Annotated in this window: 1 protein-coding gene; it reads left to right on the top strand. The window is 53.9% G+C overall.

Going from position 1 to position 1,205, the window contains the following annotated elements; translation table 11 throughout:
- Positions 1-107 precede the first annotated feature (107 nt).
- The gene (locus DFP90_RS22625) at positions 108-1,142 is read left to right on the top strand and encodes an IS481 family transposase (protein ID WP_115939724.1); all 1,035 of its coding nucleotides are present in this window, start codon (positions 108-110) and stop codon (positions 1,140-1,142) included.
- Positions 1,143-1,205 lie beyond the last annotated feature (63 nt).

The raw sequence follows: 1,205 nt of genomic DNA, 5'->3' as shown, positions 1-1,205 counted from the left end.
TGAAGTAGTTGCGATCTGATCTGACACCGCTTCCTTGAAGGAGTGAGAGTTACCGGTTTTGATGACGGTGCGAACCAAACCATCAAAACACACGAAAGGTAACTCTCATGTTGCACAGTAATCAAAAAATCATCCGTCATAAAGTCGGGCTTCTCAATCTGGCCGAGGAGCTTGGAAACGTGTCGAAGGCCTGCCAAGTGATGGGGCTGTCGCGGGACACATTCTACCGCTATCGGAATGCCGTCGAGGAAGGCGGCGTGGATGCTCTGCTGGAGAAGACCCGGCGGGTGCCAAACCCGAAGAACCGGGTTGATCTGGAGACCGAGAACGCCGTTGTCGATTATGCTGTTGAGTTTCCGGCCCACGGTCAGGTCCGGGTCAGCAATGAATTGCGTAAGCGTGGCGTTTTCGTCTCCCCCAGCGGGGTGCGCAGCATCTGGTTGCGTCACGACCTTGCAAACTTCAAGGCCAGGCTGAAGGCACTGGAGGCCAAGGTGGCCAATGACGGCATCATCCTCACCGAGGCTCAGGTCCAGGCCCTGGAGAAGAAGAAACTGGATGATGAAGCCTGCGGTGAAATTGAGACCGAGCATCCAGGTTATTTGGGATCACAAGATACCTTCTATGTCGGCACCTTGAAGGGCGTTGGGCGGGTTTACCAGCAGACCTATATCGACACCTATTCAAAGGTCGCCCAGGCCAAGCTCTATACGATGAAAACTCCGATCACGGCGGCCGACATCCTCAATGACAGGGTGCTGCCCTTCTATGACCAGCAGGAACTGCCGGTACTGCGGATCCTCACCGACCGCGGTACGGAATACTGCGGCAAAGCCGACCGCCATGACTACCAGCTATTCCTGGCCGTCAACGACATCGACCATACCAAAACCAAGGTCAAATCACCCCAGACCAACGGCATCTGCGAGCGGTTCCACAAGACCATCCTGCAGGAGTTTTACCAAGTGACCTTCCGCAAAAAGATTTATGAAACTATCGAGCAATTGCAGATCGATCTGGACGAATGGCTCGATTATTACAACAATGAACGCAGCCATCAGGGCAAAATTTGCGATGGGCGAACCCCGATGCAGACCCTGCTGGAGGGCAAACCAATCTGGAAGGAAAAGTTCGTAGACTGAACCTGACCTGACAGAACACCGCGTCAAAGCCGGTAACTGTCAGACGGAGTCTCGACTACTACA

Source organism: Aestuariispira insulae, assembly GCF_003385955.1.
GTDB classification, from domain to species: Bacteria; Pseudomonadota; Alphaproteobacteria; order UBA8366; family Aestuariispiraceae; genus Aestuariispira; species Aestuariispira insulae.
The sequence above is the reverse complement of the archived record's forward strand: the minus strand, read 5'-3'. Positions and strand labels throughout refer to the sequence as shown.